The sequence below is a fragment of the Pantoea ananatis PA13 genome (assembly GCF_000233595.1).
Classification (GTDB): Bacteria; Pseudomonadota; Gammaproteobacteria; order Enterobacterales; family Enterobacteriaceae; genus Pantoea; species Pantoea ananatis.
In genome coordinates, this window is the sequence record NC_017554.1 from 1,199,020 (window position 1) to 1,219,311 (window position 20,292).

The window sequence follows — 20,292 nt, forward strand, 5'->3', positions numbered from 1 at the left end:
ATGGCGTTTACTCAGGTAATACCGGCGTCCAGTTAATCGGCGTTTTACCGGCATCGCGTAGCAGCGCATTGGTTTGGGAAAAATGCTGGCAGCCAAAGAAGCCACGATGCGCGGAAAGCGGGGAAGGGTGCGGCGCCTGCAGCACGTGATGGCGCTGGCGATCGATAATGCTGCCTTTCTTCTGGGCGTGCGAGCCCCACAGCAGAAAGATCACGCCTTCACGCTGTTCGTTGATAGCTTTAATCACCGTATCGGTAAAGGTTTCCCATCCCAGTCGGGCGTGAGAGTGCGCTTTACCGGCTTCAACGGTCAGTACGGTGTTCAGTAACATCACGCCCTGTTCCGCCCAGCTTGCCAGATAACCATGGCTGGGCCGCTCAAACCCCGGAATGTCCTGCTGCAGCTCTTTGTACATGTTCTGCAGTGACGGCGGCGTCTGCACGCCCGGTAGCACAGAGAAAGCCAGCCCGTGTGCCTGGTTCGGGCCGTGATAAGGGTCCTGCCCCAGAATCACGACGTTAACGTCACCTAATTCGGTTAAGCGAAACGCGTTAAACACATCTTTCTGAGGCGGATAAACCGTTACGCCTGCGGCCCGCTGATTCGCGACATGCTTCAGGGTTTCGATGAAGTAGGGTTTTTCTTTCTCTTCGGCCAGCACGTCGTGCCAGGTCAGCTTTTCAGCCATGATCAACTCCCTTGTATTTCGAACCCTAAGCTTAGCGGTTCAGTCTTCAGACATGAAGCCCAAAAATTTTTGAAGAATTAAACAAAATTTTCCTAAGGCGGGTTTTTAAAATCAAAAGCTTATCAGGGTGGCGATAAAACGCCCGGCGGTAATTGATGCAGGTCAAAACTATGGCAGACATCGGGTGGTATACCAACAGCTCAAATTGACTGAGTCACGGTGTAGACGAAGGTCGCACCTTGCAGGAGAGATTGAAATGATCACAGGTATTCAGATTACCCAATCGAGTAATCCGGCGTTAATTAACTCTTTCTGGCTGCTGGACGAAGAAAAAGCCGAAGCGCGCTGCCTCTGTGCCGTTGCAGGCTATCAGGAGGATCAGATTGTGAAGATTGGGGAGTTAGGCGACGTGGCTTACCGCGACGTGCCGGTTGAGGTGAAACCTCAGGTTCGCGTAGAGGGCGGTCAGCATCTCAACGTCAATGTATTGCGCCGCGAAACGCTGGAAGATGCCGTGAAACATCCCGAAAAGTATCCCCAGCTGACGATCCGTGTTTCAGGCTATGCCGTGCGCTTTAACTCACTGACCGCGGAACAGCAGCGCGATGTGATTGCCCGTACCTTTACTGAAAGTTTGTAACGGATCGGGCGCTGAAATAAAACGCAGCGCCTGTCTGCAAAATTTATCAATGTTAACAATATGATAAATTTGATTGGGTAAGCGCGCGTTTGGGCTGGCAGGCCAGCGTGGGCTGTTCGATGCTAAAATCACGCTAAACGCGTATTTACAGGCCTTTAAAAAACAAAAATCGCCTCAATAGAGGCGATTTTTTTAAGTCCGTGCTGATTTATTCCGCACTCTCGCTGCCCGGCGTACTGCCGCTCGGCTTACGACGCTTACCCACGTTTTTGAGGTCACGGTGACGCTTTTTAACCCGCGGTTTCTCTTCTTCTTTCGCTTTTTTCTCTGCACGCTTGGCAAGCGCCTTTTTCGACGGTTTTCCCGTCGTTTTCGCCGATGGCGCGCGCGTAACAGGACGCAGCTCGTCAATCACCCGGGCTTTAATCGGTTCATCAACGTAGCGGCTGACTTTACCCAGCAGCAGATGGTCGTGTGCTTCAACCAGCGAAATCGCGATACCTTTACGACCGGCCCGGCCAGTACGGCCAATGCGGTGCAGATAGGTGTCAGCGGTGCGCGGCATATCGAAGTTGATGACGTGGCTGACATCGTCGACGTCAATGCCGCGTGCGGCAATATCGGTCGCCACCAGCACATTGACGCGGCCCTCGACCAGGCGTTTAATCGCCTCATTGCGTTTAGCCTGCACCATTTCACCTTCGAGGTAGCTGGTGCGGATACCGGCATCATGCAGCCAGCTGACCAGCTCATGCAGACGTTCGCGCTTGCGCACAAACACAATTGAACGGGTCACTTCCGGCTGCTTTAACAGATGAACCAGCAGCTTTGTCTTGTGCTCAAGATCGTCGGCGCGGTGATACCACTGCTGAATCTTCTTACGCTCGCGACGGCTGGGATCGGCTTCCAGTTCAACCGGTTCATTCAGCAGGCGCTCGGCGAAATCCTTGATATGCTCGCCTTCCAGCGTGGCAGAAAACAGCATCGTCTGTTTGCGCCAGCGCGTTTCGCCCGCGATGGTTTCAATATCCTGAGCAAAGCCCATGTCCAGCATGCGGTCGGCTTCATCCAGGATCAGCGTTTCTACAGCGCGGCAGTCAAAGTTTTCTTCTTTAATGTATTGCAGCAGACGACCAGTGGTGGCAACCACGACATCCTGATTTTCGCTAAACACTTCAGCGTGGTTCATGAAGGCCACGCCGCCAGTGATGGTGGCGATATCCAGATGCGTGTGTTTCGCCAGTTCCCGTGCCTGGTCGGCAACCTGCATGGCCAGCTCACGGGTTGGCGTTAAAATTAAAATACGCGGCGGGCCAGACTTCTTGCGCGGAAAATCGAGCAGGTGCTGCAACACCGGTAATAAATATGCGGCGGTTTTCCCGGTCCCGGTAGGTGCCGAACCCAGAACGTCGCGGCCCTCCAGCGCGGGGGGAATGGCAGCAGCCTGAATTGCTGTCGGGCGCGTATAGCCTTTCTCCTGCAGCGCTTCAAGCAGGCTTTCGTCGAGTTCAAGTTCGGAAAATGTGGTTACGGTCATGTTCTACCTCAGTTTGGGGCGCTGATTATAGACAGATCGAACATAATCTTCATCTGTTTATCGGTATTGACTGCGCCAGATTACGTCAACGGCGTGAATTCCCCAACCCACCACGTTACACTTACGCCTTGCCGTACGGCAGGATAAAAGGTGAATGGTCGCTGAGTATGATGCAGGACAAGCCGCAGGCGCGGCCACAATTAAAAAAGAATGGTTTTACCTTCAAGCAGTTTTTTGTTGCACATGACCGCTGTGCGATGAAGGTCGGCACAGATGGTATTTTGCTGGGCGCATGGGCACCGGTCGCCGGGGTGAAGCGGATCCTCGATATCGGCACCGGTTCGGGCCTGATAGCCCTGATGCTGGCCCAGCGTACTCCGTCGAATGTCGACGTGGATGCCGTAGAGTTAGATCCGGACGCCGCACAGCAGGCGCATGAAAACATCCAGCAGTCGCCGTGGGCAGCGCGAATGCAGGTTCATCAGCAGGATATCGCCCAGTGGGCTGAAAACTGCGAAGCGCGTTACTCGCTTATCGTCAGTAATCCTCCTTACTTTGATCCCGGTGTAGCCTGCGCAACCCCGGCAAGAGACAGCGCACGTGCCACTGGTTCATTAGATCATCAGACGTTATTGCGCTGTGCGGCCGCGCTGATCGAAGAAGAGGGGTTTTTCTGTGTGGTCTTACCCGAAGCGACAGGGCAGCAGGTTATCGCGCTGGCACAGGCTGACGGCTGGCACTTACGCTTTCGTTTTGATGTAGCAGAGTACGCACATCGTCCCCCGCATCGGGTTCTGCTGGGATTTTCTCCCAGCCCCGGCGAAACCCTGTTTGAGCGGTTGGCTATTCGCGATGCAGACAGGCAGTACTCAGACGCCTGGCAAAGCCTGACGCGTGACTTCTATTTGTTTATGTCCTGACCCGGTTGCAGCACGGTAGGCTGGGCCTCAGGGAGCAAATCCGGATAGTCGCGGATAAAATGCAGCCCGCGGCTCTCTTTTCTCTGTAGTGCACAGCGCACCATCAGCTCAGCCACCTGCACCAGGTTACGCAGCTCCAGCAGGTTATTGGACAGGCGGAAATGATGGTAATACTCGTCTATCTCCTGTTGCAGCAGGGTAATGCGGCGCAGTGCCCGCTCCAGCCGTTTGGTGGTGCGGACAATGCCCACGTAATCCCACATAAACAGCCGCAGCTCATGCCAGTTATGCTGAATTACCACCCGTTCATCGGCGTCATCCACCTGGCTGTCGTCCCAGGCCGGCAGGTTATCAACGGCTTCGACCTCCGGTAAAACACGCAGCAGATCCTCTGCTGCCGACCAGCCATATACAAGGCATTCGAGCAGCGAGTTGGAGGCCATGCGATTGGCACCGTGCAGGCCGGTGTAGCTGACTTCACCGATGGCATACAGGCCGTTGATATCGGTGCGGCCCTGCGCGTTGACCATGACGCCACCGCAGGTGTAGTGCGCGGCAGGCACCACCGGGATCCTGTCTTTGGTCAGATCGAAACCAAAGGTCAGCAGTTTTTCGTAGATCATCGGGAAGTGTGAACGCACAAAGGCTTCAGGCTGATGGCTGATATCCAGATACATACAGTCAACGCCAAGGCGTTTCATCTCGTGATCGATGGCGCGGGCGACAATATCGCGCGGCGCCAGTTCAGCACGCGCATCGAAGTCGGGCATAAAACGCGAGCCATCGGGCCGCACCAGCCAGGCTCCTTCGCCGCGCAGCGCTTCAGTGAGCAGAAAGTTTTGTGCCTGGGGATGAAACAGGCAGGTCGGATGAAACTGGTTAAACTCCAGATTAGCCACGCGACATCCCGCCCGCCAGGCCATCGCAATGCCATCACCAGAGGCGATATCGGGGTTGGTCGTGTACTGATACACTTTGGCCGCGCCGCCCGTCGCCAGCACCACGGCACGTGCGCGGCAGGTCTCAACCCGTTCACGATTACGGTTCCAAATCCAGGCGCCGGTCACCCGGCGCGGGCCCGGCAGGCCGAGCTTATCCGAAAGAATCAGATCCACCGCGTTGGTGCGCTCGAGAATGCGGATATTGGGATGATGCAACGCTTTGCCTACCAGCGTGGTTTCCACTTCGCGACCCGTCGCATCCGCGCTGTGCAGGATACGGCGGTGGCTGTGGCCGCCTTCACGCGTCAGGTGATAGCGCATCTCGCCTGCAGCCTGCGGATCGGTATCAAATGCCACGCCGTTATCAATCAGCCATTGCACGCAGTGCCGCGCATTGCTGGCCACAAAGGAGACGGCGGCCCGATCGCATAAACCTGCCCCCGCGATCAGCGTGTCTTCCACATGTGAATCAATGCTGTCGGTTTCGTCAAAAACCGCCGCAATCCCGCCTTGCGCATACAGCGTCGAGCCTTCATTGACCTGCGCTTTGCTTAATACGGTGACCTGATAATGCTCTGCCAGACGCAATGCCAGCGACAATCCTGCTGCACCGCTGCCGACGATAAGGACATCACACTGATAATCAGAGGAAGAGAAAGTTGTCATAGTGTTTAATTTACTAAACAAGAATGGACCGAGCATAAGCGTTTGGACGTTTTTTGTGAAGTATTTTGAACACAAACGCGGCGATATGCGTGTCTGAAAATTAATTCATTAGTGATATCAAGAGGTTAATGTTTTGCAGGTTTAAATCGGGTTTTTATACCAAACTTAATCGATTACAAGGATTTAAAGATGAAAAAGCTGTTGTCATAGGTTACTCTGCCTGCGATTTGCGCGCGTTACACTGAACGAAAATGAACAAACTGTGTGATTTTGCCGCAAAGTGGCTTAAAAGAGGCCGAGAGTGAACTTTTTGCCACGCAATGACTCAAAGCGCATGCTTGCTCAATAGCGGTGTGCTGGCAGTTCCTTAACGCATAAGAAAGTATTTGGGGAGACATTACCTCGGATGAGCGAGCAGTTAGCGGACCAGGTTCTTGTTGAACGGGTTCAGAAGGGGGATCAAAAGGCGTTTAACTTACTGGTAATCCGTTACCAGCATAAAGTGGCGAGCCTGGTCTCACGATATGTCCCTTCAGGCGATGTGCCTGATGTCGTTCAGGAATCATTTATCAAGGCTTATCGTGCGCTGGACTCGTTCCGGGGCGATAGCGCGTTTTACACCTGGCTGTATCGTATAGCAGTGAATACAGCAAAAAATTATTTGGTCGCTCAGGGGCGTCGTCCGCCTTCCAGTGATGTTGATGCAATTGATGCTGAAAACTTCGAAAGTGCGGGCGCATTGAAAGAAATTTCGAACCCTGAGAACTTAATGTTGTCAGATGAACTGAAACAAATCGTCTTTCGTACCATCGAGGCGCTTCCTGAGGACTTGCGAATGGCAATTACCCTCAGGGAACTTGACGGTCTGAGCTATGAAGAGATCGCCGTCATTATGGATTGCCCGGTGGGCACGGTCAGGTCCCGTATCTTCCGTGCACGTGAGGCCATTGATAATAAAGTTCAACCGCTTATCCAACGTCAGTGATAACGGCTACTGGAAGGGTATTAGGCATGCAGAAAGAAAAACTTTCCGCTTTAATGGATGGTGAGGCTTTAGACAGTGAGCTGTTTTCAGCGCTGTCCAAAGACGCAGAATTACAAAAAAGCTGGGAACGCTACCATCTTATCCGCGATACCATGCGCGGTGACGTGGGCGAGCACCTGCATTTTGACATTGCTGCACGCGTCGCTGCTGCGATTGAAAAAGAGCCTCAGCGCAACGTCACAACCTTGATCCCCGAAGCACAGCCCGAACCTTCTCGCTGGGAAAAAATGCCGTTCTGGCATAAAGCTCGCCCGTGGGCGGCACAGATTACCCAGGTTGGTGTCGCCGCCTGTGTTTCCCTGGCTGTTATCGTTGGCGTTCAGCACTATAACCAACCGGGTAGCGGCAGCGTCGAAAGTTCTGATTCGCCGGTCTTCAACACCTTACCTGTCATGGGTAAAGCCTCTCCCGTGAGCCTTGGCGTGCCATCGGATGCCTTTGGCAACGGTAATGCGACTCAGCAGGTGCAGGATCAACGTCGTCGCGTGAATGCCATGCTGCAGGACTATGAACTCCAGCGTCGCCTGCATGCGGATCAACTGCAGTTCGAAACCAATGCGCCTAAACAAGCGCAGGCCAATGTCCCTGGTAATCAGTCATTAGGAATGCAGCAGCAGTAATGAAGCCGCTATGGTATGCCGTCAGCCTTCTGGCAGGCAGCCTGTTGTGGTCATCTGCCGCCCCAGCGCAGGTTTCTGCGTCTGGGGCGTTATTGCAGCAGATGGAGCAGGCAAGCCAGACCCTCAACTACGAATTCGCCTACATTAACGTTTCCCGCCTTGGCATGGAATCTCTGCGCTATCGTCATGCGGTTATCGACGATCGCGTTTATGCGCAGGTGCTGCAGATGGACGGTCCGCGTCGTGAAGTGATTCAACGTGGCAACGACATCAGCTATTTTGAACCTGGCATTGAGCCTTTCTCGCTACCGGGCAACCACATTGTGGATGCGCTACCGTCCATTATTTACGCCGATTTTAGCAAGCTGGATACCGCCTACGATTTTATCACCGTGGGCCGTTCACGCATTGCCGACCAGATGTGCGACGTAGTGCGCATCGTTTCACGCGATGGCACGCGCTACAGCTACGTTGTCTGGCTGGACGTGGATACCAAGCTGCCGCTCCGGGTCGATTTGCTTGACCGGGATGGTGAAACGATGGAGCAGTTTCGCGTTATCAGCTTCGCGGTGGACGATGGCGTTCGCAATCTGATGCAGGGGCTGGAGAAAGCGAATTTGCCGCCGTCGCTGTCGTTAACTAAAACCGATAACGTTTCGTTAGACTGGCAGCCCGCCTGGCTCCCCGCCGGCATGACGCTGGTCTCGCAAAGCCGTCGCACCATTCCCGCGTTAAATAAATCGGTTGAATCACGGCTCTACAGCGATGGCCTGTTTAGCTTTGCGGTCAATGTCACTCCGGCAGATAAAAACAGCACCGCACAGACATTGCGCACGGGACGTCGTACGGTGCAAACCGTAATACGCGATAATAACGAAATTACGGTCGTCGGCGAACTACCGCCCGTGACGGCCAAACGTATCGCAGACAGCGTCGAATTCGAGGCAAAAAAATGATGAGAGAATGGGCCACTGTGGTGGCATGGCAGGATGGCATCGCCACGCTGCACACTGAAGCTAAAACGTCCTGCAACAGCTGTCAGGCACGTAAAGGCTGCGGTAGCCATATGCTGAATAAGCTGGGGCCAAAGAACGCGCACGTGATGCAGATCGCCAGCAGCAAGCCGTTGACGCCGGGTCAGCGTGTTGAACTCGGTATCAAAGAGAGCAGCCTGCTGGGTTCCGCGCTGCTGGTTTATATGACGCCTCTGTTTGGCCTGTTCCTGTTTGCCGGCCTGTTTCAGGCGCTGTTTGGTAGCGATCTCGCTGCGGCTTGCGGCGCGCTGTTAGGCGGCGTGGGAGGCTTCATCGTGGCCAAAGGTATTTCGATGAAATTTGGCGATCGCGAGGCATTCCAGCCCGTTATTTTGAACATCGCTTTGCCGCCGGATGCACTGCGCGTTGAAAGCGAAGCCTGATCCTCACTCAAGCCGCACTTGCTGCGGCTTCTGTCATTATGGCGCCTCGCCAAAAACTGTTTCGCTTCCACAACGTTCCATTCTTTTATGCGCGGCCTTAACAGTGTAATATGCGTCGTCATTAATGAGGCTGACAGGATTGTGGGTTAAGAGCGATCTTCCTGAATGTGTCTGTGCTCAGGTTTCTAACTGATTCTCTACGTGAAGATATTCCTATAAATGAAGCACATAAGAAATTTCTCCATCATCGCCCATATTGACCACGGTAAATCCACGCTCTCTGACCGCTTAATTCAGATTTGCGGGGGATTAACCGATCGCGAGATGGCCGCGCAGGTTCTTGACTCAATGGACCTGGAGCGTGAACGTGGCATTACTATTAAGGCGCAGAGCGTAACGCTCGATTACAAAGCAAAAGACGGCGAAACTTACCAGCTCAATTTCATCGACACGCCGGGACACGTTGACTTCTCGTATGAGGTTTCCCGCTCACTGGCCGCCTGTGAAGGCGCACTGCTGGTGGTTGATGCCGGACAGGGCGTTGAAGCACAAACCCTGGCCAACTGCTACACCGCGATTGAGATGGATCTGGAAGTAGTGCCGGTGCTGAATAAGATCGATTTGCCAGCCGCCGATCCCGATCGTGCCGCGCAGGAAATCGAAGACATCGTAGGCATTGACGCGACCGACGCCGTGCGTTGTTCAGCCAAAACTGGCGTGGGCGTACCTGAAGTGCTGGAGCGTTTAGTTCGCGACATCCCGGCACCAGAGGGCGACCCGGACGCCCCTTTGCAGGCGCTGATTATTGACTCCTGGTTTGATAACTACCTCGGCGTTGTATCGCTGGTGCGCGTAAAAAACGGCACTATGCGTAAAGGCGACAAAATCAAGGTGCTGAGCACCGGGCAGGTCTACAATGCTGACCGTCTGGGTATCTTCACGCCGAAGCAGGTTGACCGTACCGAGCTGAACTGCGGTGAAGTCGGCTGGCTGGTGTGCGCCATCAAAGACATTCTTGGCGCACCCGTGGGCGATACGCTGACCACGGCACGCAACCCTGCGGATAAAGCCTTACCCGGCTTTAAAAAAGTGAAGCCGCAGGTTTATGCCGGTCTGTTCCCCATCAGTTCTGATGATTACGAAGCGTTCCGTGATGCGCTGGGCAAGCTGAGCCTGAACGATGCCTCGCTGTTCTACGAGCCAGAAAGCTCAACGGCGCTGGGCTTTGGTTTCCGCTGTGGCTTCCTTGGGCTGCTGCACATGGAGATCATTCAGGAACGTCTGGAACGCGAATACGATCTGGATCTGATTACGACCGCGCCGACGGTGGTGTACGAAGTGGAAACCACAAGCGGTGAAGTCGTCTACGTGGACAGCCCTTCGAAGCTGCCACCGCTTAATAATATTGAAGAGCTGCGCGAACCGATTGCCGAGTGTCATATGCTGCTGCCGCAGGAATACCTGGGCAACGTCATCACGCTGTGCATCGAGAAACGTGGCGTTCAGACCAACATGGTTTACCACGGCAACCAGGTGGCGCTGACCTATGAGATTCCGATGGCGGAAGTGGTTCTCGACTTCTTTGACCGTCTGAAATCAACGTCTCGGGGTTATGCCTCACTGGACTACAATTTTAAACGTTTTCAGGCCTCTGACATGGTGCGCGTTGACGTTCTGATTAACTCAGAACGTGTTGATGCGCTGGCGCTGATTACCCACCGTGAAAACGCACCTTACCGTGGACGTGATCTGGTTGAGAAAATGAAAGAACTCATCCCACGTCAGCAGTTTGATATTGCGATTCAGGCGGCAATTGGCAACCACATTATCGCTCGCTCAACCGTTAAACAGCTACGTAAGAACGTACTCGCCAAGTGTTACGGCGGTGACGTCAGTCGTAAGAAAAAGCTGTTGCAGAAGCAGAAAGATGGTAAGAAGCGAATGAAGCAGGTCGGTAACGTTGAGCTGCCGCAGGAAGCATTCCTCGCCATTCTGCATGTCGGAAAAGACAGCAAATAAGGATCTCAAATGGCTAATATGTTCGCCCTGATACTGGCGATAGCGACGTTGATTACCGGCATTCTTTGGGTGATCGATCGTATTAAGTGGGCACCAAAGCGCCGTGCGTTGCAGGCAGCGGCGCAGGCGCAGGCGGGCGGAACACTCGACAGCAAAGCGCTGGCGAAGATGGCCCCTAAGCCGGGCTGGATTGAAACCGCCGCATCGGTGTTTCCGGTGCTGGCCGTGGTGTTCTTTGTGCGCTCGTTTGTGTATGAGCCATTCCAGATCCCGTCCGGTTCCATGATGCCAACCCTGCTGATTGGTGACTTTATTCTGGTTGAAAAGTTTGCGTATGGCATTAAAGATCCCATTACGCAAACGACGCTGATCCCTACCGGGCATCCAAAACGGGGCGATATCGCGGTGTTTAAATACCCGAAAGATCCCAGCCTGGATTACATCAAGCGCGTGATCGGCCTGCCTGGCGATCGGGTGACCTACGATCCGTACAGTAAAACGCTGACCATCAATCCGGCCTGCGATAACGGCAAGCCTTGTAGCAAAGCGCTGCCCGTCACCTATAGCAATATTGAACCCAGCAAATTTGTTCAAACGTTTAGCGGGTTTGATGGTAACGAAGCGGGTAACGGTTTCTATCAGCTGCCGCTGAATGACACCATGCGGGGGGGATTACGTCTGGCCACGCGCAAAGAAACCCTGGGCGACGTGACGCATGACATCCTGTTGGTGACAGAAGCACAAAGCCAGGCGAGCATGTACTATCAGCAGCCCGGCCAGCCGCAGGCCAGTTGGGTCGTGCCGCAGGGGCAATATTTCATGATGGGTGATAACCGCGATAACAGCGCCGACAGCCGCTACTGGGGCTTTGTTCCCGAGCGTAACCTGGTGGGTAAAGCGGTCGCCATCTGGATGAGTTTCGAAAAACAAGAAGGTCAGTGGCCAACCGGCGTACGACTCAGTCGTATCGGTGGTATCCACTAACCATAGCCTGACAGTCAGGTGAAAAGGGTGGCCCTCCAGGTGGGGGGCCACTGCACACCAAACAGAATGAGTTGGTTCTCCAGCCCTGTTTGGTATGCAGAGTGACAGACGCAAAACAGAACTGGAATCGCATGAACCCCATCTTGATTAACAAGCTTCAGCGCAAACTGGGCTACACTTTTACACATTCTGAACTTTTACAGCAGGCCCTGACCCATCGAAGCGCCAGCAGTAAACATAACGAACGTCTTGAGTTTTTAGGCGATTCCATTCTCAGCTATGTGATTGCTAACGCGCTCTATCACCGTTTTCCACGCGTGGATGAAGGGGATATGAGCCGTATGCGTGCTACCCTGGTCAGGGGAAATACGCTGGCAGAGATGGCGCGCGAGTTTGATTTGGGAGAATGCCTGCGTTTAGGCCCCGGTGAATTAAAAAGCGGGGGCTTTCGCCGTGAGTCCATTCTGGCGGACACCGTCGAAGCGCTGATTGGCGGCGTTTTCCTCGACAGTGATATTCAGACGGTGGAAAAACTGATCCTCGACTGGTATCAGACGCGCCTGGACGAAATCAGTCCGGGTGACAAACAAAAAGATCCCAAAACGCGCCTGCAGGAGTATCTGCAAGGCCGGCATCTGCCACTACCCAGTTACTTAGTCGTGCAGGTACGTGGCGAAGCCCACGATCAGGAATTCACCATTCACTGTCAGGTGAGTGGCATGGCAGAACCGGTGGTGGGCGTAGGCTCCAGCCGCCGTAAAGCCGAACAAGCAGCCGCCGAACAGGCGCTGATTAAACTTGGTCTGGAATAGTATTATCCCGGCGCTTTAACCGGCGCTAAAACCTCAGGATTCGAATGAGCGAAAACGTTACATACAGCGGCTTTGTCGCGATAGTTGGCCGACCCAACGTCGGTAAATCCACCTTACTGAACCAGCTACTGGGGCAGAAGGTTTCGATTACGTCGCGTAAGCCGCAAACCACTCGTCACCGCATTATGGGTATCCATACTGAAGGCGCCTACCAGGCGATCTATGTGGATACGCCAGGCCTGCACATGGAAGAGAAACGGGCGATTAACCGCCTGATGAACCGTGCTGCCAGCAGTTCTATCGGTGACGTTGAACTCATCATCTTTGTGGTGGACGGCACGCGCTGGACGCCGGATGACGAAATGGTATTAAACAAGCTGCGCGATGGCAAAGTGCCCGTGCTGCTGGCGATCAATAAAGTCGACAATATTCAGGACAAAAGTATTCTGCTGCCGCACCTGCAGTTCCTGAGCCAGCAGATGAACTTTATTGATATCGTGCCGATTTCAGCAGAAACCGGCAAAAATGTGGATACCATCGCCGCCATTGCCCGTAAGCATCTGCCGGAATCTGACCATCACTTCCCGGAAGATTACATTACCGATCGTTCGCAGCGCTTTATGGCCTCAGAAATCATCCGTGAAAAGCTGATGCGTTTTCTGGGGGCTGAACTGCCTTACTCGGTCACGGTTGAAATCGAACAGTTCGTGTCGAATGCGCGCGGCGGTTATGACATCAACGGTCTGATTTTGGTCGAGCGTGAAGGGCAGAAGAAAATGGTGATTGGCAACAAAGGCGCCAAAATCAAAACCATCGGTATCGAAGCCCGTAAAGACATGGAAGAGATGTTCGATGCGAAAGTGCATCTCGAACTGTGGGTCAAAGTTAAATCCGGCTGGGCGGACGACGAACGTGCGCTGCGCAGCCTGGGTTACACAGACGATCTCTGATTAAATGGAAGGCTGGCAACGCGCCTTTGTGCTGCATAGTCGTCCTTTCAGCGAGACCAGCCTGCTGCTTGATCTGTTTAGTGAAAGTGAAGGCCGCGTACGTGTTCTGGCAAAAGGGGCACGTTCACGGCGTTCCCAACTGAAAGGCACCTTACAGCCTTTCACGCCTTTACTGGTGCGCTGGAGCGGGCGTGGGGAAGTCAAAACCCTGCGCAACGCTGAAGCGGTCTCCCTGGCATTACCTCTCAGTGGCATCACGCTATACTGCGGCCTGTACGTTAACGAGCTTTTATCTCGGGTACTGGAACAGCACATTCCTTTCTCTGAACTGTTTTTCGACTACCTGCAATGCATTCAGATGCTGGCGGCAGGCGAAGGATCACCAGAGCCTGCGCTGCGCCGTTTTGAGCTGGCGCTGCTGGGGCATTTGGGTTACGGCGTAGACTTCCTGCACTGTGCGGGCAGCGGTGAACCGGTCAGCGAAGCCATGACCTACAGCTACCGTGAAGAGAAAGGCTTTATTGCCAGCCTGGTGCTGAACCAGCGTAGCTTCACCGGGCGTGAACTGCAGGCGCTGTTTACCCGTGAATTCCCGGATGCAGAAACCCTGCGCGCAGCCAAACGTTTCACGCGTATGGCCCTCAAACCCTACCTGGGCGGTAAGCCGCTAAAAAGCCAGGAGCTTTTTCGCCAGTTTACCCCGAAAAAAAAGCCCACTATTTCTGACGAGACAGAGCACTGACCGTAGCCTGGCCTTATCTCTGCGCGGTACACTCAACGCAATGACCATAATGAACCGAGGATTGTCATGGCTGAGTTACTGTTAGGCGTGAATATCGACCATATCGCTACCGTTCGCAATGCGCGTGGAACCCATTATCCCGATCCGGTACAGGCGGCGTTTATCGCCGAACAGGCGGGTGCAGACGGCATTACCGTGCACCTGCGCGAAGATCGTCGCCACATTACCGACAGGGATGTGCGCATCCTGCGCGATACCATTGAAACGCGCATGAATCTCGAAATGGCCGTGACCGAGGAGATGCTGGCTATCGCCTGTGAAATCAAACCGCATTTCTGCTGCCTGGTGCCGGAAAAGCGCGAGGAAGTCACCACCGAAGGCGGACTGGACGTCGCGGGCCAGCAGGAGAAGCTGAACGCCGCGGTGAAACAGCTCAGCGAAGCGGGCATTCTGGTGTCCCTGTTTATCGATCCCGATCACCGCCAAATCGAGGCGGCGGTGACCAGCGGCGCGCCCTATATTGAAATTCATACCGGTGCCTATGCTGAAGCGCCTGAAGGCCCAGCGCGCGACGCTGAGCTGGCACGTATCCGTCAGGCCGCCACCTTTGCTGCCAGCCGTGGGCTAAAAGTTAACGCCGGTCATGGGCTGACTTACCACAACGTACTGCCAATCGCCGCCCTGCCGGAAATGCATGAGCTGAATATCGGTCATGCGATTATTGGACGTGCCGTGATGAGTGGTCTGCCTGAGGCGGTGAAAGCCATGAAAGCACTGCTGCGAGAAGCGCGTCGCTAATGGCTATCCTGGGACTGGGCAGCGATATCGTCGAAATAGAACGCATTGCCGATGTGATTTCACGTTCAGGCGATCGTCTTGCGCGGCGTGTCCTGAGCGAGGCCGAGTGGCAGCAATATCAACAGCACCGTCAGCCGGTTCGTTTCCTGGCCAAACGTTTTGCGGTTAAAGAGGCGGCGGCAAAAGCCTTTGGTACCGGCATTCGGGGCGGGCTGGCTTTTAACCAGTTCGAAGTTTATAACGACGCGCTGGGTAAACCGCTGCTGCGTTTCTTCGATCATGCCGCCGAGGTGGCGCAACGTCTTGGCGTGCAGCATGTGCATGTCACGCTGGCAGATGAGCGTCACTATGCCTGCGCAACGGTGATCATCGAAAGTTAACCGTGCAGCTGCATAAACTTATCCCACAGCGCATCGCGTGATTCGATGTGCTGTGGATCAATGACGATCGTGTTATCAATCGGGCAAACGCGCTGACAGGTTGGAAGATCGTAATGACCCACGCACTCCGTGCAGCGGCTCACATCAATTTCATAGATTGCCTCACCCATCGCAATCGCCTGGTTCGGGCATTCAGGTTCGCACATATCGCAGTTAATGCATCGTTCGGTAATCAGTAGAGACATCGCGGTATCTTAATCGATAAATAATTTTTGTCGTTTATGCGTTGCCTGGCAAAGACGGCGATCGAGACAGCCTGCCATGACACTTTCATTTCCCGACATACCTTACAATATTGCCTTTTTAAGCTAGCAGACTGTGTCAATGACCTGCAAACTGGATTCGGCTGTGATAAACGTGGCGAACAGTATCATATTCTGCCTTAAGCAAAAATGACGGCGAGGGGCTAAAGTGACAAATGCTGCTACAGCATTGCATAACTCAATGTTTATAAATTTCTTTTTTTGTGGATGAAGTTCAGAGCTGAATTTTATGATGAATGATGGCTTTCTTTGAGCAGCAACCTGAGTGGTTAAAGAGAGAGAAGGCGTTAAAAGTGCCTCACGTCATCCCGTCCACCATTTGTAAGGATTTAGCAGGGAAAATGTTCAATAGAAATATTTTGTCATAGAAAATGCGAAGAACAGATGCGGGCTTAGGATTTTTCCGATAATATCTATTCATCAACAATATCGATGGATTGTGTCAGGTGAAAAAAAGAATTCTTTTGATTGTGGGCGTAGCTGTTCTTGCCGCAACAACCGCTTACGGAAGCCTGTCAGCGGGCGGATCTCGACCAGATTTCGTTGCGTCGGCAGAAAATAAAACGAATAATTTCCTGCAATACACCTATGGAAAGGGAAAATGTAAAGCGACACCTGGCTCGACTATTAGCTGGGACATGGAATGTAAGTATGAGGGTGGAAAGAAAGTCGTAAAATTCGCGCTTTATTCCGCAGATCACGCTCCGCATTCTTATGCTGACACCTTCTATCTGGTTGCTAAAAACAAGGCTGCTGTGGATTCTGCCAGCACCGGTATGAGCCAGTACCTGCCTATTTCGACGCAAGATACCAGCGGTAGCTAATCCGTTCATACCGGTTAACAGTTAAAGTTCTCTGAGAAGCCAGCGCGAATGCTGGCTTCTTTCGTTATGTTCTCGGCAAAATATCTGCGTTGAGCTTTCTGGCTAGATCAGTTTCTTAACCAGAGCTTCGCTGTGACGAATATGGCTGGATGCTCGCTCAGGATCGTTCTGCACCAGGGCCATAAACAGCAGGTCCGTCAACGCCAGCTGCGCGGTGGTAGATGAGATGGCGGCGCTGCGCGTGCTCTGCTCTTCTGCCACGGTGTACAGGCAATGGGTGGCGCACTGCTGCAGTGTGTTAGGCGTAAAGCCGGTAAAGGCCAGCACATCCGCCCCTACGCGAACGGCTTCCTGAGCGGCAAGGTTGATTTCACGTCTTTCGCCGGTGTAGGAGATCGCCAGCAGCACATCGCCAGATGACATAGCCTGAACACTGGCCAGCAGCGCGTGCATATCCTGTTCCGCCACCGCATTGATACCAATTTTCATCAGCTTCCATGAAAAATCCTTTGCCACCAGGCCGGACGCGCCAATGCCGACCAGCAAAATGCGGCGTGCGCGCTTGAGCAACTGCAGGACGGCGTTTAATTTCTCTTCACTGTTGATATCCAGCGTGGCGCGAATCGCAGAGAGCTTCTCCGTGAGTAATTTTTCACCCACGGCTTTGAGCGGATCGTCGCTCAGGATCTGGTTGTGCACGGTGATGGCATCTTTATCCGCCAGCGACTCACTCAGCGCCAGCTTAAGAGCCGGAAAGCCTTTGTATCCCAGTTTTTGTGCGAATTTAACCACGCTCGACTGGCTGACCCCGGATTCTTCCGCCAGCTTTTGTGAACTCAGATGCCGTGCCCGATCCGGTTGTGACAGTAAAAAATCCGCCAGCCGACGCTCGTTCAGCGCCAGAGAGGGATAAAGCTGGCGAATGCGCAGCAATGAACTCATGCTCAATCCTTATGATTTAGCGGATGTTCCGCATGGAATAAATGATTCTATGCGCATTGTAGTCACTGGAATAAAAAATTACAGCCATCGCCTCGTTGGACGAAGATGACTACAATAGAGGCTGTTGATGCCAATTAGGTAAAAAGGAGTGTTGTTTGACCAACGATATACAACGTCGCGTGGTGTTTTTCGACCTTGATGGCACATTGCACCAACAGGACATGTTTGGCACCTTCATGCGCTATCTGCTGCGCCGCAAGCCGCTTAATCTGCTGCTGGTGGTGCCGTTGCTGCCGGTTGTGGGCGCGGGTTTATTGTTTAAGGGACGCGCCGCGCGCTGGCCGATGAGTTTGCTGCTGTGGTCGATCACCTTTGGCCGCTCTGAAGCCACACTGCTGCGGCTGGAAGCCGAATTCGCGCAATGGTTTCGACAACGCGTTAAAGCATTTCCCGTGGTGCAGAAACGACTCAGTGAATACCTTAGTAGCGATGATGCCGATGTCTGGCTGATTACGGGCTCACCGCAGTCGCTGGTGGAGCAGGTCTATTACGACTCCGCATTTCTACCGCGGGTGAAGCTCATCGCCAGCCAGATGCAGCCCGGTTTAGGCGGACGCATATTGAAAATGCGCTGTCTCGGCCATGAAAAAGTGGTGCAGCTTGAAGAGCAAATCGGCACGCCCTTACAGCTGTATAGCGGTTACAGCGACAGCAAACAGGATAACCCGCTGCTGTTCTTCTGCCAGCATCGCTGGCGCGTCACCCCGGGTGGCGAATTACAACAGCTGGAATAACCGCTGTCACGCTTCGGTTTTACGGATTCGATGGTTATAATGCGCCGCTTTTTTGCTGCCGGGAGTGGTCTGCGTGACTCAAGAACAAGATGAATACTGGATGCGCCGGGCGCTTACGCTGGCGCAGCGCGCATGGGAGCAGGGCGAAGTGCCGGTGGGTGCGGTGCTGGTTCAGGGCGATCGGGTGATAGGCGAGGGCTGGAACCGGCCTATCGGGCAGCACGATCCCACCGCCCATGCGGAGATCATGGCCTTACGTCAGGGCGGGAAAGTGCTGGAGAATTATCGCCTGCTCAATACCACGCTTTACGTCACGCTGGAGCCCTGCATTATGTGTGCGGGCGCGATGGTGCACAGTCGCATTGGCCGTCTGGTTTATGGCGCGCACGATGTAAAAACCGGCGCAGCCGGCTCACTGATTGATATTCTGGGACATCCGGGAATGAATCATCAGGTGGCGCTGCATCAGGGAGTGCTGGAAGAGGAGTGCGCGGCAATGCTGAGCGACTTTTTCCGCATGCGCCGCCAGCAACAAAAAGCGCTGCGTCAGGCGCAGCGCGAAAGTTAATTCATTGCCACCTCAGGCGTGACGGCAGGATAACCTTTGCCCAGCTCTGCCTCCAGGGCCGCCTGTTGGGCAATGCGTTTTTCCTGCTCCTGCAAATAACCCACCAGGCTAATTTCATATTTGCGGATATTCTCCACGTAATTATAGGCTTCCTGCCCGCGTGCATAGCCATAGGTGGTTTGTGAGTAGTAGCGCTTCTGGCTCAACATGGGTAGCCGCAGTTTAACATCTGCCCAGCTGTCGGGATTTCCACCCTGTTTAGCCGTGAGCTTACGCACATCCAGCATATGCGCATAGCCCATGTTATAGGCCGCCAGGGCAAACCAGATACGCTCATCTTCCGGAATCGTTTGTGGCACCTTTTCCATCATGTTTTGCAGATACTCGCTGCCGCCACGGATGCTCTGCTCAGGATCGGTACGGTCACCTACGTCAACGCTGTCAGCGGTATTCCGCGTTAACATCATCATGCCGCGGACGCCGGTAGGCGACGTCGCCTGCGGATTCCAGTGCGACTCCTGATAGGAGATCGCCGCCAGCAGCCGCCAGTCGATATTTTTGGCGTACTTTTCAAACAGGGGTTTTATATCGGGCAGCACGTTGTCAATGGAGCGCAGGAAGGTGCGGGTATCCACGTAGTCGAAGGTGCCGACGTGACCGAGATATTTCTCTTCAAGTCTTGCCATCGCCCCTTCTTCTCCCATGCTGTTAAAGAAATCCAGCATGGCGGCGTTCAGGCTGTCATCGCTTTCGTGCGGTAAATACCACGTTACCGGTTCTTCATCGGTGACGTCGAAAGCCACAGCCAGTTGGGGATGAATGCGCTGAAGCAGGGCAATCGTCACGGAATCGCCAATCGTATAATCCAGCTTGCCTTCCGCCACGGCTTCCAGCAGGGCTTTCGGACTTTGATCGGTCGAAATGGCCCAGTCGAGATCGGGATAGTGATTCGCCCGGGCGTTTTTAAGCGTCGACAGATAAGCCGATCCAGAGGCAACAACCAGCCGCCCCTTTAAGTCACCCAGGTTTTTTGGCCGCGGTTTGTCCACGCGATAGACCAGCTGCTGCGAAACGCTGTAGTAGCCCGGACCGATCTGATAACGCGACAAACGCTCATCGTTATAAATCAGACCTGCCGCCAGCAGATCCGCTTTGCCGTCGTCGAGCGCATCGAACAGATCGCTGAGGTTGGCGCGCACCGTTATATCAAGCTTAACGCCCAGATAATCGGCAAAACGCTTCGCCAGCTCGTAGTCCATCCCGGCCGGTGCTTTATTCACGGTGTAGTAAGTCAACGGCGAGTTTACGGTACTGACGCGTAGCACTCCCCGTGATTTAATCTGTGAAATCGTATCTTGTCCTCCCCCGTACCAGGGAATAGACGGCCACAGTGCCAGAGCCAGCAGCACGGTAAGCAGACCGATAACCAGATAATTAAATTTTAGGCGTTTCAAATAGTTATCTCTCGATGGCTCCAAGGCCTCTGTCTTTTAAGGCAGTATTGATCTTGTTTTAACTCCCAGAGCGAGGGGCATTTTGCGCAACAAACACCGGCAGAGCAACTTATAAAGCAATTTTTGCGCAAATTTCAGGCAAATCTTGATGGCCATAAATTTTGCGCAAACGGTTTCGTCGCGGAGTGGGTTTCTTTATAATACGCCCCGTTTTCCCCTGTTGCGCCC

At 53.8% G+C, this 20,292-nt stretch carries 22 protein-coding genes; 16 read left to right on the top strand and 6 right to left on the bottom strand.

Translation table 11 applies throughout. The features are described from left to right. Positions 1 to 7: 7 nt before the first annotated feature. Positions 8 to 688 carry a uracil-DNA glycosylase gene (ung, locus tag PAGR_RS05780; protein WP_014594344.1) on the bottom strand — a complete coding sequence of 227 codons (681 nt, stop codon included), beginning with the start codon at positions 686 to 688 and terminating at the stop codon, positions 8 to 10. Between the two features lie 256 nt (positions 689 to 944). On the opposite strand from ung, the gene grcA reads away from it, so the two are divergent. Next, complete coding sequence (grcA, locus tag PAGR_RS05785) at positions 945 to 1,328, top strand: autonomous glycyl radical cofactor GrcA (RefSeq protein WP_014605253.1); 384 nt, start codon at positions 945 to 947, stop codon at positions 1,326 to 1,328. Positions 1,329 to 1,536: 208 nt separating this feature from the next. On the opposite strand, the gene srmB is transcribed toward grcA, so the two are convergent. Continuing rightward, positions 1,537 to 2,865 carry an ATP-dependent RNA helicase SrmB gene (gene srmB / locus PAGR_RS05790; protein WP_014594342.1) on the bottom strand — a complete coding sequence of 443 codons (1,329 nt, stop codon included), beginning with the start codon at positions 2,863 to 2,865 and terminating at the stop codon, positions 1,537 to 1,539. Between the two features lie 167 nt (positions 2,866 to 3,032). Between srmB and trmN the strand changes: the two genes are divergently transcribed. Next, positions 3,033 to 3,785 carry a tRNA(1)(Val) (adenine(37)-N(6))-methyltransferase TrmN gene (trmN, locus tag PAGR_RS05795; RefSeq protein ID WP_014605254.1) on the top strand — a complete coding sequence of 251 codons (753 nt, stop codon included), beginning with the start codon at positions 3,033 to 3,035 and terminating at the stop codon, positions 3,783 to 3,785. On the opposite strand, the gene nadB is transcribed toward trmN, so the two are convergent. Next, positions 3,767 to 5,428 (bottom strand): L-aspartate oxidase, encoded by a 1,662-nt coding sequence (gene nadB / locus PAGR_RS05800; RefSeq protein ID WP_014605255.1) that lies wholly within the window; start codon positions 5,426 to 5,428, stop codon positions 3,767 to 3,769. The two genes, trmN and nadB, sit on opposite strands and share 19 nt — an antisense overlap. Before the next feature lie 370 nt (positions 5,429 to 5,798). Here nadB and rpoE point away from each other — a divergent pair, with 370 nt between their 5' ends. From rpoE to acpS, 11 genes are all read left to right on the top strand, one after another. After that, the gene (gene rpoE, locus PAGR_RS05805) at positions 5,799 to 6,377 is read left to right on the top strand and encodes an RNA polymerase sigma factor RpoE (protein ID WP_006120509.1); all 579 of its coding nucleotides are present in this window, start codon (positions 5,799 to 5,801) and stop codon (positions 6,375 to 6,377) included. Positions 6,378 to 6,403: 26 nt separating this feature from the next. Continuing rightward, positions 6,404 to 7,057, top strand: coding sequence for an anti-sigma-E factor RseA (rseA, locus tag PAGR_RS05810; RefSeq protein ID WP_014594339.1), 654 nt, complete (start codon positions 6,404 to 6,406; stop codon positions 7,055 to 7,057). Then, positions 7,057 to 8,013: a sigma-E factor regulatory protein RseB gene (gene rseB, locus PAGR_RS05815; protein ID WP_014605256.1), complete on the top strand. Its 957-nt coding sequence runs from the start codon at positions 7,057 to 7,059 to the stop codon at positions 8,011 to 8,013. The genes rseA and rseB overlap by 1 nt, the downstream gene beginning before the upstream one ends. Next, the gene (gene rseC / locus PAGR_RS05820; protein WP_013026770.1) at positions 8,010 to 8,474 is read left to right on the top strand and encodes a SoxR-reducing system protein RseC; all 465 of its coding nucleotides are present in this window, start codon (positions 8,010 to 8,012) and stop codon (positions 8,472 to 8,474) included. Before rseB ends, rseC begins: the two co-directional genes overlap by 4 nt. Before the next feature lie 219 nt (positions 8,475 to 8,693). Then, the gene (lepA, locus tag PAGR_RS05825; protein ID WP_013026769.1) at positions 8,694 to 10,493 is read left to right on the top strand and encodes a translation elongation factor 4; all 1,800 of its coding nucleotides are present in this window, start codon (positions 8,694 to 8,696) and stop codon (positions 10,491 to 10,493) included. Positions 10,494 to 10,502: 9 nt separating this feature from the next. Continuing rightward, a complete protein-coding gene (gene lepB, locus PAGR_RS05830) occupies positions 10,503 to 11,477 on the top strand; it encodes a signal peptidase I (RefSeq protein ID WP_014594337.1) in 975 nt (324 codons plus the stop codon). A gap of 131 nt (positions 11,478 to 11,608) precedes the next feature. Beyond that, positions 11,609 to 12,289 (top strand): ribonuclease III, encoded by a 681-nt coding sequence (rnc, locus tag PAGR_RS05835; RefSeq protein ID WP_014594336.1) that lies wholly within the window; start codon positions 11,609 to 11,611, stop codon positions 12,287 to 12,289. 44 nt (positions 12,290 to 12,333) lie between these two features. Further along, positions 12,334 to 13,239, top strand: coding sequence for a GTPase Era (era, locus tag PAGR_RS05840; RefSeq protein ID WP_013026766.1), 906 nt, complete (start codon positions 12,334 to 12,336; stop codon positions 13,237 to 13,239). Between the two features lie 4 nt (positions 13,240 to 13,243). After that, positions 13,244 to 13,981 (top strand): DNA repair protein RecO, encoded by a 738-nt coding sequence (recO, locus tag PAGR_RS05845; protein WP_013026765.1) that lies wholly within the window; start codon positions 13,244 to 13,246, stop codon positions 13,979 to 13,981. Positions 13,982 to 14,047: 66 nt separating this feature from the next. After that, positions 14,048 to 14,779 (top strand): pyridoxine 5'-phosphate synthase, encoded by a 732-nt coding sequence (gene pdxJ, locus PAGR_RS05850; protein ID WP_014605257.1) that lies wholly within the window; start codon positions 14,048 to 14,050, stop codon positions 14,777 to 14,779. Next, positions 14,779 to 15,159 (top strand): holo-ACP synthase, encoded by a 381-nt coding sequence (gene acpS, locus PAGR_RS05855; RefSeq protein ID WP_006120525.1) that lies wholly within the window; start codon positions 14,779 to 14,781, stop codon positions 15,157 to 15,159. Before pdxJ ends, acpS begins: the two co-directional genes overlap by 1 nt. Here acpS and PAGR_RS05860 read toward each other — a convergent pair. Then, positions 15,156 to 15,404 (bottom strand): YfhL family 4Fe-4S dicluster ferredoxin, encoded by a 249-nt coding sequence (locus PAGR_RS05860; protein ID WP_014605258.1) that lies wholly within the window; start codon positions 15,402 to 15,404, stop codon positions 15,156 to 15,158. The two genes, acpS and PAGR_RS05860, sit on opposite strands and share 4 nt — an antisense overlap. A 524-nt stretch (positions 15,405 to 15,928) precedes the next feature. Between PAGR_RS05860 and PAGR_RS23630 the strand changes: the two genes are divergently transcribed. Then, entirely contained in the window at positions 15,929 to 16,306 is a 378-nt protein-coding gene (locus PAGR_RS23630; RefSeq protein ID WP_014605259.1) for a hypothetical protein, read from the top strand. Positions 16,307 to 16,408: 102 nt separating this feature from the next. On the opposite strand, the gene PAGR_RS05870 is transcribed toward PAGR_RS23630, so the two are convergent. Beyond that, positions 16,409 to 17,248: a MurR/RpiR family transcriptional regulator gene (locus tag PAGR_RS05870; protein ID WP_014594334.1), complete on the bottom strand. Its 840-nt coding sequence runs from the start codon at positions 17,246 to 17,248 to the stop codon at positions 16,409 to 16,411. A 155-nt stretch (positions 17,249 to 17,403) separates the two neighbouring features. On the opposite strand from PAGR_RS05870, the gene yfhb reads away from it, so the two are divergent. Then, a complete protein-coding gene (gene yfhb, locus PAGR_RS05875; RefSeq protein WP_013026761.1) occupies positions 17,404 to 18,042 on the top strand; it encodes a phosphatidylglycerophosphatase C in 639 nt (212 codons plus the stop codon). Between the two features lie 73 nt (positions 18,043 to 18,115). Beyond that, complete coding sequence (gene tadA, locus PAGR_RS05880) at positions 18,116 to 18,610, top strand: tRNA adenosine(34) deaminase TadA (protein WP_014605260.1); 495 nt, start codon at positions 18,116 to 18,118, stop codon at positions 18,608 to 18,610. Here tadA and mltF read toward each other — a convergent pair. Continuing rightward, entirely contained in the window at positions 18,607 to 20,064 is a 1,458-nt protein-coding gene (gene mltF, locus PAGR_RS05885; RefSeq protein WP_014605261.1) for a membrane-bound lytic murein transglycosylase MltF, read from the bottom strand. The two genes, tadA and mltF, sit on opposite strands and share 4 nt — an antisense overlap. Positions 20,065 to 20,292: the final 228 nt, after the last annotated feature.

Excerpts from the sequence above, each read along its gene's own strand:
- ung (WP_014594344.1), bottom strand. The coding sequence starts at position 688 with ATGGCTGAAAAGCTGACCTGGCACGACGTGCTGGCCGAAGAGAAAGAA.
- grcA (WP_014605253.1), top strand. The coding sequence starts at position 945 with ATGATCACAGGTATTCAGATTACCCAATCGAGTAATCCGGCGTTAATT.
- srmB (WP_014594342.1), bottom strand. The coding sequence starts at position 2,865 with ATGACCGTAACCACATTTTCCGAACTTGAACTCGACGAAAGCCTGCTT.
- trmN (WP_014605254.1), top strand. The coding sequence starts at position 3,033 with ATGATGCAGGACAAGCCGCAGGCGCGGCCACAATTAAAAAAGAATGGT.
- nadB (WP_014605255.1), bottom strand. The coding sequence starts at position 5,428 with ATGCTCGGTCCATTCTTGTTTAGTAAATTAAACACTATGACAACTTTC.
- rpoE (WP_006120509.1), top strand. The coding sequence starts at position 5,799 with ATGAGCGAGCAGTTAGCGGACCAGGTTCTTGTTGAACGGGTTCAGAAG.
- rseA (WP_014594339.1), top strand. The coding sequence starts at position 6,404 with ATGCAGAAAGAAAAACTTTCCGCTTTAATGGATGGTGAGGCTTTAGAC.
- rseB (WP_014605256.1), top strand. The coding sequence starts at position 7,057 with ATGAAGCCGCTATGGTATGCCGTCAGCCTTCTGGCAGGCAGCCTGTTG.
- rseC (WP_013026770.1), top strand. The coding sequence starts at position 8,010 with ATGATGAGAGAATGGGCCACTGTGGTGGCATGGCAGGATGGCATCGCC.
- lepA (WP_013026769.1), top strand. The coding sequence starts at position 8,694 with ATGAAGCACATAAGAAATTTCTCCATCATCGCCCATATTGACCACGGT.
- lepB (WP_014594337.1), top strand. The coding sequence starts at position 10,503 with ATGGCTAATATGTTCGCCCTGATACTGGCGATAGCGACGTTGATTACC.
- rnc (WP_014594336.1), top strand. The coding sequence starts at position 11,609 with ATGAACCCCATCTTGATTAACAAGCTTCAGCGCAAACTGGGCTACACT.
- era (WP_013026766.1), top strand. The coding sequence starts at position 12,334 with ATGAGCGAAAACGTTACATACAGCGGCTTTGTCGCGATAGTTGGCCGA.
- recO (WP_013026765.1), top strand. The coding sequence starts at position 13,244 with ATGGAAGGCTGGCAACGCGCCTTTGTGCTGCATAGTCGTCCTTTCAGC.
- pdxJ (WP_014605257.1), top strand. The coding sequence starts at position 14,048 with ATGGCTGAGTTACTGTTAGGCGTGAATATCGACCATATCGCTACCGTT.
- acpS (WP_006120525.1), top strand. The coding sequence starts at position 14,779 with ATGGCTATCCTGGGACTGGGCAGCGATATCGTCGAAATAGAACGCATT.
- PAGR_RS05860 (WP_014605258.1), bottom strand. The coding sequence starts at position 15,404 with ATGTCTCTACTGATTACCGAACGATGCATTAACTGCGATATGTGCGAA.
- PAGR_RS05870 (WP_014594334.1), bottom strand. The coding sequence starts at position 17,248 with ATGAGTTCATTGCTGCGCATTCGCCAGCTTTATCCCTCTCTGGCGCTG.